The organism is Kitasatospora sp. NPDC059088 (assembly GCF_042738155.1).
In the GTDB taxonomy this organism is placed as follows: Bacteria; Actinomycetota; Actinomycetes; order Streptomycetales; family Streptomycetaceae; genus Kitasatospora.
This window is the reverse complement of sequence record NZ_JBHYGR010000052.1, coordinates 1-8,296: the sequence shown is the minus strand read 5'-3', so window position 1 is coordinate 8,296 and position 8,296 is coordinate 1. Positions and strand designations below refer to the sequence as shown.

Sequence of the window (8,296 nt, the reverse complement as noted above, 5' to 3'; positions counted from 1 at the left end):
TACTTATAAACACACCCCCTCCGCCCAGTGTCTGCTGGGCGGCCCTCGGCCGGCTCCCCGGGGGGGGGGGGGGGGGCCGGGGCGGGGGGGGGGCGGGGGGGTGGGCGGCGCGCCGCGCCCCCCCCCGGCCGTTTCCGGCCGGTTTAATGCCTCGACGGGGCCGCACCGAGTGTGCCTATGGTCCCCGGCATGACCACCGACTCCCTCCCCCGGCAACTGGCCCGCACCCGGCACTTCACGCTCGGGGCCCCCGCCCAGGCCGCGCCCACCGCCGACGGCGCCACCGTGCTCTTCCTGCGCAGCCGGGGCGGCGCCGACCCGGTCCACTGCCTCTGGGCCCTGGACACCGCGACCGGCGAGGAGCGACTGGTCATCGACCCGAGCGCGCTCGGCAGCACCGGCGGCATCGCCTCGTACAGCACCGACGCCACCGGCCGGTACGCCGCCTTCGCGCTGGACGGCACACTGTGGCTGGCCGACACCGCCACGGGTTCTTCGCACCCGCTCGCCACCGCCGCCCCGCCGCGGGAGGTGCGGCTCGACCCGACCGGCCGCCGGATCGCCTACGTCAGCGGCGGCGCCCTGCGGGTGGTCTCCACGGACGGTACGGACGACCGCGCCGTGGCCGAACCCGAGGCCGAGGACGTGAGCTACGGCCTGGCCGAGTACGTCGCCGTCGGGGAGATGTACCGCGACCGCGGGTACTGGTGGTCCCCCGACGGCACCGCGCTGCTCACGGCCCGGGTCGACGAACGTGCCGTCGCCCGGTGGTTCCTCGCGGACCCCGCCGACCCGGGGCGCTCCCCCCGCGCCGTCCGCTACCCGCCGGCCGGCACCGCCAACGCCGAGGTCACCCTCTGGCTGCTCGGCCTCGACGGCCGCCGCACCCGCACGGAGGTCCGCTGGGACCGCGCCGCCTTCGAGTACCTGACCGCCGCCGGCTGGGACGACCACGGCCCGTACGCCGCCGTGCAGAGCCGCGACCAGCGCACCGTCCGCACGCTGGCGGTCGGGGCGGACGGCGCGACCCGGGTGCTGGCCGAGCGGACCGACCCGCACTGGGTCGAGCTGCTGCCCGGGGTGCCGGTGCGCACGGCGGGCGGGGCCCTGGTCGACACCGCCGACCACGGGGACACCCGGCACCTGACCGTCGACGGCAAGCCCGTCACCCCGGCCGGGCTGCAACTGCGGGGCGTCCTCGGGACGGAGGGCGAGCGGGTGCTGTTCACCGCCTCCGCGGAACCCACCGAGACCCACCTGTGGACGTACGAACCGGACACCGGCATACGGCAGTTGAGCAGCGGACCCGGCGTGCACGGCGGCATCGGGCGCGGCGGCACGCTGGTGCTCACCAACGGCGGCCTCTCCACCGTCCTCCGCGACGGCCGTGCGCCCCTCCCCCTCACCTCGTACGCCGAGCCCCCCGTCGTCACCGCCCGCCCCGAACCGCTCCGCCTCGGCCCGCGCGAACTGCGCGCCCACCTCTTCCTGCCCGCCGGCCACCGGGCCGGCGACGGGCCGCTGCCCGTCCTGCTCGACCCGTACGCGGGGCCCGCCATGCAGAAGGTCACCACCGGCGGCGCCTGGTACGAGCAGGTGTCCCAGTGGTTCGCCGACCAGGGCTTCGCGGTGCTGGTCGTCGACGGCCGCGGCACCCCGGGGCGCGGGCCGCACTGGGAGAAGAGCATCTGGGGCGACAAGGCCGGGCCGGCGCTGGAGGACCAGATCGAGGGCCTGCACGAGACCGCCCGGCTTCGGCCGGAGCTGCTCGACCTCGGCCGGGTCGCCATCCGCGGCTGGTCCTACGGCGGCTTCCTCGCGGCGCTCGCCGTACTGCGGCGCCCGGACGTCTTCCACGCCGCCTCCGCCGGGGCCGCGCCCACCGACCACCGGCTGTACGACACCCACTGGCAGGAACGCTTCCTCGGCCACCCGGACGAGCACCCCGGGCACTACGACTCCTGCGACCTGATCGCCGAGGCCCCGAAGCTCAGCCGCCCACTCCTCCTGGTCCAGGGCCTCGCCGACGACAACGTCTTCCCCGTCCACGCGTTGCGGCTCTCTGCCGCGCTGCTCGCCGCCGGCCGCCCGCACGAAGTCCTGCCGCTGCGCGGCGCCGGACACCGGCCGACCGACGAAGCGACGGTGGAGGACCTGCTCCGGCACGAACTCGGCTTCCTGCGGCGCTCGTTGGGCGCGGAATGACGGACGCCCCCTCGGGTCGGGGGGCGGAGACCCGAGGGGGCAGCAGGACGGCTTCGGGAGAAGCGTCAGTTGGGGTAGTAGTTGTGGATGTTGTAGACGATGTTGTTCCGGTAGTAGTTGCCCCGGACGTCGAGGAAGTTGCCGCCCCGGATGGTCAGGCCGACGCCGTCCGGCTCGGTGTCCACGCGCGGGGCCGACGGGCTGGTGACGTTGTTGCCGTTGGGCACGCCCTGGGGGGTCGTCGACTCGGCGGAGGTCGTCGAGATCTCGGAGGCCAGGATCTGGCCGGAGCTGGCCTGGCGCCAGGCCAGGATCATCCGGCCGTCGTGGAAGTTGTAGGCGACCGACGGGGCGGCGTTGGTGTAGGTGTTCCTGATCTGCTGCCAGTTGTTGTCCCACTGCCAGTACAGGACGTTCAGGCCCTGGCGGTAGATCCGGTTGTCGGTGCCGCGGTGGACGACCGTCAGCCGGTTGTCGGGCGAGGTCGAGGTGCCGACCCCGGACTCGGTACGGGCGCCGCCCGGCAGTTCGGTCCAGCGGCTGAAGTTGCGGTTCACGCCCATGGTCGCGTGGTAGATGCGCTCGTTGGCGCCGACCACGATGAAGTGCAGCACGTCCGGGGAGGCCGCGACCGCCGGGCTCAGGGTCGGACTTCCGGCCGAACCGGAACCGCCGATGTTCTGGGTGCTGAACTGGATGGGCCGGTTCCAGTACCAGCGCCGGTGGTTGGACTCACCGGGGTTGGCGAGGTTCTGGCCCCAGACGTCGCCGTTCTGGCCGGTGTGCCAGATCCACAGCTCGCCGCGGAACACGGTGATCGACGGCGCGGCGTACGTGACGCCGCCGATGTGGTTGAAGTCGCCGTTGTCGACGTTGAACCAGAGGTTGTTGTCCTGCCCCCGGATCACCTCGACGTTGCTCCCCGCGTAGAACGCCATCGCCGGGGAGTCGGGGGTGCTGCCGTTGTGGTTCGTCTCCTGCCAGGGCGTGACCGCACCGGCCGGGGCCGTGCCCGCGAAGACGGCGGCCAGCGCGGCGAGGAGGACGGTCACCGCGGCGACGAACCCGGAGGCTCTGCGACGGTGCAGTGGGGTGCGGGGTGGTGCGGTCATGTCTGCTGCTGCCCTTCTGCCCCGCGAGCCCGGCGATGACGCGCGGGCCCCGGAGTGGTGACGACGTGGTGCGGCCCGACTCCGACGCCCCCGCACGGGGCGTGGCCCCCGGCGGACGCGGAACGGCCCGCCCCAGAGGCTGCCAGCGCAGCAGGCCACGCCACATCGGTCATCTGACTTAACGCCCGGGGCACCCCCACCCGCCGCCCCCGCCCCATCGAGCCGAGCCGGCTCGACGGGGCGAAACGACGGAATGGCTCAGTCACGGAGCGGTACCGGGTTCTCCGGGGAGTCGAGCCAGACGGTGTGGGCGTCCGGGGTGACCGTGAGGCCGAACCGGTCGAAGCCGGGGCGGCCCTGGTCGTCCCACCAGCGCCAGGCGGCCTCCACCTCGTCCCAGAGGCGGCGGGGGCCGGACTGGTACACCTCGTACTCGGTGCGGCCGCGCGCGTAGTCGACGGAGGCCCACGACCGGGTGTCCCGGCTGTAGAGCCAGAGCGTGTACGCGCCGTCGCCGTCGTCGTAGCGCTCGGCCCGCCAGAAGGCGCCGGGGACGGCCGACCCGATCACGAACTGCTCGAACCACCCGCCGGTGTCGGGAGGGGCGAGGGTCGTGGTGGTCCTCACCCCGTCTCCTGGCCACTCCTGCCCCCGGAGGTAGTCCTCGAACGGCGGCCGGTCGGTGCGCTGTTGTCGCAGCCGCATGAACGCGGAGCTCCGGGAGAACCGGCCGCTGGCGCTGGTGCCGTCCTCGTTCACGGTCAGCCGGACGATCTGCTCGCCGCCGTACTCGGTGCCGAACGGCGCCACGATGATCCCGCCGGGCGCGGACTGGGCCAGCCACGCCCCGGGGATCTCCAGCAGCGAGCAGGTGGCGATGATCCGGTCGTAGGGGGCGCCGTCCGGCCAGCCCTGCCGCCCGTCGCCTTCGACGACGGTCGGTGCGAGTCCGGCGAGGCCGAGGTTCGCGCGGGCTCCCCGGGCCACGTCGGGGTCGTACTCGACGGTCACCACGTTGGGGCTGCCCAGGCGGTGGGCCAGCAGGCCCGCGTTCCAGCCGGTGCCGGCGCCGACCTCCAGCACCCTGTTGCCCGGGCGAACGTCGAGGTCCTGGAGCATCGAGAAGACCATCGTGGGCATGGAGTTGGACGACGTCGGGGTGGTTCCGAGCCCGTCTCCGTGGTGCTGCCCGTCGTCCCACTGCGTGGTCAGCGGGATGTCGGAGTAGACCGCCCGCCGCCATGCCTCGGGGTCCTGCGACCGGTACACCACGGGGTTTTGTTGAGTGCCGTCCGCGATGCCCGGCCAGATGCGATCCGGGACGAACAGCTGGCGGGGTACGGCCCGGAAGGAGGGAAGCCAGTCCGAGGAGAGCGCGCCGCCGGCCACCAGCGCGGAGGCGAGCCCCTGGGGGCTCGCCTCCTTCTGCGATTCGCTGGTCACTTGCCGCCCGCCGGGGACGATCCGTCGGAGGTGTTGCCGCCCTCGTCGGACCCTCCACCGTGCCCGGCGCCCTTGTTGCTGTCGTCCTGCTGCCCGCCACCCTTGCCGTCGCCGGACCCGCCACCGCGCTTGCCCATGTTCTACCCCTTCCGCTATCGATCCGACCGAGGTGAATCCCTCTGCCATCTGCCTTACCGGCACAGGAGACACTACGGACGGCGACGTGCCGGCCTCTATGAACTTGCACGACCTTGCACGCCAATTACCGCATCAGATAACGGCATTGACTGCGTATCAGCTGGCCGGACAAGCTTGTGCAAGCCCGAGCAAGCACCTAGACCAGGGAGCCGGCCATGGCCGTGGAGTTCGTTGGCATCGACCCCAACACCGACCGGGACCACTGCCCCACCGTGTGGGTGGACCCGGAAGCTCAAGAGATCCTCTTCCAGGGGTGGAACCCTCGCCCCCGGGTTCAGGCGGAATGCGAAGGGAGCAGCCCCGCGAACGGGCCGGTACCCGATGATGAGTCCATCGTCAGGCTTCCGGCCCGAATGGTGCCCATGATCAGGGAGGCGTGTGATGTCATCGAGCGTGCCCAACTTCGCTGAACTGCTTGAGCAATGCCAGCGGTCTGCCTTCCATCTGGAACTCCGGGACTCCTACGCCCCGACGGAACGGTTCGAGGCGTGGCAGCGCGGTGAGCGGATCGACTGGGAGGAGCGCGAGTCCTGGTGGCATCCCTATGACCAGCTGATCGCGGACACCGTGGCCCGGGGCGTGGTCATCCGTCGGGCTCGGGTCGTGTCCGAGCCCGTGTCCGAGTACATCCGGTGGGAGCACTACGTCACCCACGCGAACGTCACGGCGGGCGAGGACGTCCGCTGGCTGCCACGGCGGCAGGCCACGAGCATTCCCTTGCCGGGAAACGACTTCTGGCTGTTCGATGGCGCGCTGCTCCGGGTGCACCACTTCTCCGGCGACGGCGCGGTGGTCGAGGACGAGATCACGGCAGACCCAGAGACCGTGGAGCTGTGCGCCTCCGCGTTCGAAGCGGTCTGGGAACGAGCCGTCCCACATCACCAGTACGAGATCTGACGCAGGCCAGCTCCATGCCCGCGCACCCCTCTTCAAGCGTTCAGAAGGCTCGCGAGGCCCTTGCCAGTCGGCTGAGCGAGATCCGGAAGGATGCGGGTATCAGCGGGCGGGAGCTGGCCGCCAGGTGCGGCTGGTCGGAATCGAAGTCGTCCCGGGTCGAGAACGCGAAGACACCTCCTTCCGACGCCGACATCAGGGCCTGGTGCCGAGCCTGTGCCGCCGACGGTCAAGTCCCTGACCTGCTCGCCGCCAACCGACAGTCCGCCGACGCCTACGTGCGATGGCGGCAACTCCAGCGAGGTGGACTCCGCCACCTGCAAGAGTCCACCGGGGACCTGTACCGACAGACCAGGGCCTTCCGCGTCTACGTCTCCGACGTGATCCCCGGTTTCCTCCAGACGCCTAAATACGCCGCTGCTCTGCTGTCATCCATCGCGGACTTCCGGGGAACCCCTAACGACGTGGACGACGCCGTGGCAGCCCGCATGAAGCGCAACACGGTACTGAGCAATGGCGCACGCCGGTTCTCCTTCGTACTGGAGGAGTCAGTACTGCGATACCGCGTGTGCAGCGCCGAGGCCATGGCGGCACAACTGGGCCACCTGCTCGGAGTCATGGATCTTCCGAACGTCGCCGTCGGCATCATCCCGTTCGCGGCGCAGCGGACCGTTTGGCCCATGCCTACCTTCACGATCTTCGATGCTGCCAGGGTCCACGCGGACACTCTGGACGCCGCCTCGACGCTCACGGAACCCAGCCAGGTCGACCTGTATGCCCGCGCCTTTGATCTGCTCTCTCAGGGGGCCGCGCGCGGCGCCACGGCACGTTCCCTCGTCGCTGGCGCTTTGGCCTGCCTGGATTGATACGTCGATGCACAGAGAAGGAGAGCTGATCCGTGGCACGGACCGAGTACTACAACGATCCCGACGCCCCCACGCCCAACCGGCTGGTTGTGGCAGCGTCCGCAGTGGTGACGGATCCCGAAGGGCGCATCCTGCTCCAGCGACGCACTGACAACGGCCTGTACGCGCTGCCGGGCGGGACGATGGATCTCGGCGAGTCGCTGCCGGGCACGGCCGTCCGGGAGGTTCGCGAGGAGACCGGCCTCGATGTCGAGATCACCGGGCTCGTCGGCACGTACACCGACCCCCGACACGTGATCGCCTACTCGGACGGCGAGGTCCGGCAGCAGTTCAATGTCTGCTTCACCGCCCGCATCACGGGCGGAGAGCTTCGGATCTCGGACGAGTCCACCGACCTTCGGTTCGTCGCCCCGAGCAACATCGAGGGGTTGCCGATGCACCACACTCAACGCCTCCGGCTCCAGCACTTCCTGGAGCGCAGGCCTCTCCCGTATCTCGGCTGACGCAATGCCGATCCATGGCGCCGGCAGTCGTCCCGGCTCGCTGATCTTGCATGTTGTGACGGCTGTCATGGGTGGCTGGTGATCATCGGGCCTGGTGCGCGGCGGCACCCGATTGCCAGGATGGGCCACGTTGACGGGGCGAGCTGCCCCGAGGTGTTCTCACGGGGGTAGGCAATGTCGCCGCATGAAATCGGGTTGTACGCGAGCGCCGCTGTGGTGGTCAGCGTGGGAGTGCGGACACTGGTGCTGGCCGGGCCGGCGAGCGGCTCCGGGACCGGTGGCCCCGCGGGTGGCGGCGCCGGGCCGGGGGAAGTACTGGCCGTGGTCCGCGCGGCGTTGGCGCGGCGCCCTTGGGTCACGCTCGCGCTGTTCGCGGTGATGGCGGTGATGGCCGTGGTCCAGTACGCGGTGCCCTCCGTCGTCGGCGACCTGATGCGGCAACCGGGCGCTCTGTCGGACGGGCAGTGGTGGCGGGCCGGGAGCGCACTCCTGGTGCAGTCCTCGGGCATCATGCAGATCGTGATCAACCTGCCGGCCCTGCTCGTGGTCGGCGCCGTCACCGAGGCCGCGCTCGGGTGGTGGCGCACCCTGGTGATCTTCCTCGTCGGCGGCGTCCTGGCGCACGTGGTCAGCCTGGCCGGCTGGTCGACCCAGGGCGGCGGCGACTCGGTGGCCGTCTGCGCCCTGCTGGGCGCCCTGGCCGTCAGCTGCCTGCTGGGCGCGAACCCGCCGCGCCGGCCGCTCCGGGACACCTGGTACGTGCTCCTCATCCCCGCCGCGGGAACGCTGCTGTGCCTCCTGCAGAACAACCACGGCGCGGGCCTGGCGGCAGGCTGCCTGCTCGGCCTCGCCCTCGTACCCCGACCCGGGCGCCCACTCGCGCGCTCGGCTGCCGCCTAGGTTCTGTCCGGCGGATCATGTGACTTCTCCATGCCGGGCTCGTTGTGCCCGGCATGGGGCGGGGTGATCTGACGAACGAGGAATGGGGCCGGCTGGCACCGCATCTGCCGGGAAGCGGTCGGCGGGGCGGGCGCTGGAACGACCACCGCAGGGTGATCAACGGGATCTTGTTCCG

At 71.4% G+C, this 8,296-nt stretch carries 9 protein-coding genes and 1 pseudogene; 7 read left to right on the top strand and 3 right to left on the bottom strand.

Features of this window, described 5'->3' with window-relative positions:
• Window positions 1–189: 189 nt before the first annotated feature.
• A complete protein-coding gene (locus ACFWXO_RS23300) occupies window positions 190–2,205 on the top strand; it encodes a prolyl oligopeptidase family serine peptidase (RefSeq protein WP_380525641.1) in 2,016 nt (671 codons plus the stop codon).
• Between the two features lie 65 nt (window positions 2,206–2,270).
• On the opposite strand, the gene ACFWXO_RS23295 is transcribed toward ACFWXO_RS23300, so the two are convergent.
• The 3 genes from ACFWXO_RS23295 to ACFWXO_RS23285 all read right to left on the bottom strand — a co-directional run bounded on the left by ACFWXO_RS23295 (window position 2,271) and on the right by ACFWXO_RS23285 (window position 4,897).
• Window positions 2,271–3,317 carry a hypothetical protein gene (locus tag ACFWXO_RS23295; protein ID WP_380525640.1) on the bottom strand — a complete coding sequence of 349 codons (1,047 nt, stop codon included), beginning with the start codon at window positions 3,315–3,317 and terminating at the stop codon, window positions 2,271–2,273.
• A 258-nt stretch (window positions 3,318–3,575) separates the two neighbouring features.
• Window positions 3,576–4,760 carry a methyltransferase domain-containing protein gene (locus ACFWXO_RS23290; protein WP_380525639.1) on the bottom strand — a complete coding sequence of 395 codons (1,185 nt, stop codon included), beginning with the start codon at window positions 4,758–4,760 and terminating at the stop codon, window positions 3,576–3,578.
• On the bottom strand, window positions 4,757–4,897 hold the full coding sequence (locus ACFWXO_RS23285) for a hypothetical protein (RefSeq protein ID WP_380525638.1): 141 nt from the start codon (window positions 4,895–4,897) through the stop codon (window positions 4,757–4,759). Before ACFWXO_RS23285 ends, ACFWXO_RS23290 begins: the two co-directional genes overlap by 4 nt.
• A gap of 216 nt (window positions 4,898–5,113) precedes the next feature.
• Between ACFWXO_RS23285 and ACFWXO_RS23280 the strand changes: the two genes are divergently transcribed.
• The 6 genes and pseudogenes from ACFWXO_RS23280 to ACFWXO_RS23255 all read left to right on the top strand — a co-directional run.
• Window positions 5,114–5,368: a hypothetical protein gene (locus tag ACFWXO_RS23280; RefSeq protein ID WP_380525637.1), complete on the top strand. Its 255-nt coding sequence runs from the start codon at window positions 5,114–5,116 to the stop codon at window positions 5,366–5,368.
• Window positions 5,340–5,855, top strand: coding sequence for a DUF6879 family protein (locus ACFWXO_RS23275; RefSeq protein WP_380525636.1), 516 nt, complete (start codon window positions 5,340–5,342; stop codon window positions 5,853–5,855). Before ACFWXO_RS23280 ends, ACFWXO_RS23275 begins: the two co-directional genes overlap by 29 nt.
• Window positions 5,856–5,869: 14 nt before the next feature.
• A complete protein-coding gene (locus tag ACFWXO_RS23270; RefSeq protein WP_380525635.1) occupies window positions 5,870–6,718 on the top strand; it encodes a helix-turn-helix domain-containing protein in 849 nt (282 codons plus the stop codon).
• 32 nt (window positions 6,719–6,750) lie between these two features.
• Complete coding sequence (locus ACFWXO_RS23265) at window positions 6,751–7,221, top strand: NUDIX domain-containing protein (RefSeq protein WP_380525634.1); 471 nt, start codon at window positions 6,751–6,753, stop codon at window positions 7,219–7,221.
• A gap of 225 nt (window positions 7,222–7,446) precedes the next feature.
• Entirely contained in the window at window positions 7,447–8,121 is a 675-nt protein-coding gene (locus tag ACFWXO_RS23260) for a rhomboid family intramembrane serine protease (protein ID WP_380525633.1), read from the top strand.
• Between the two features lie 53 nt (window positions 8,122–8,174).
• Window positions 8,175–8,296: pseudogene (locus ACFWXO_RS23255) on the top strand (IS5/IS1182 family transposase); the annotation flags it as partial.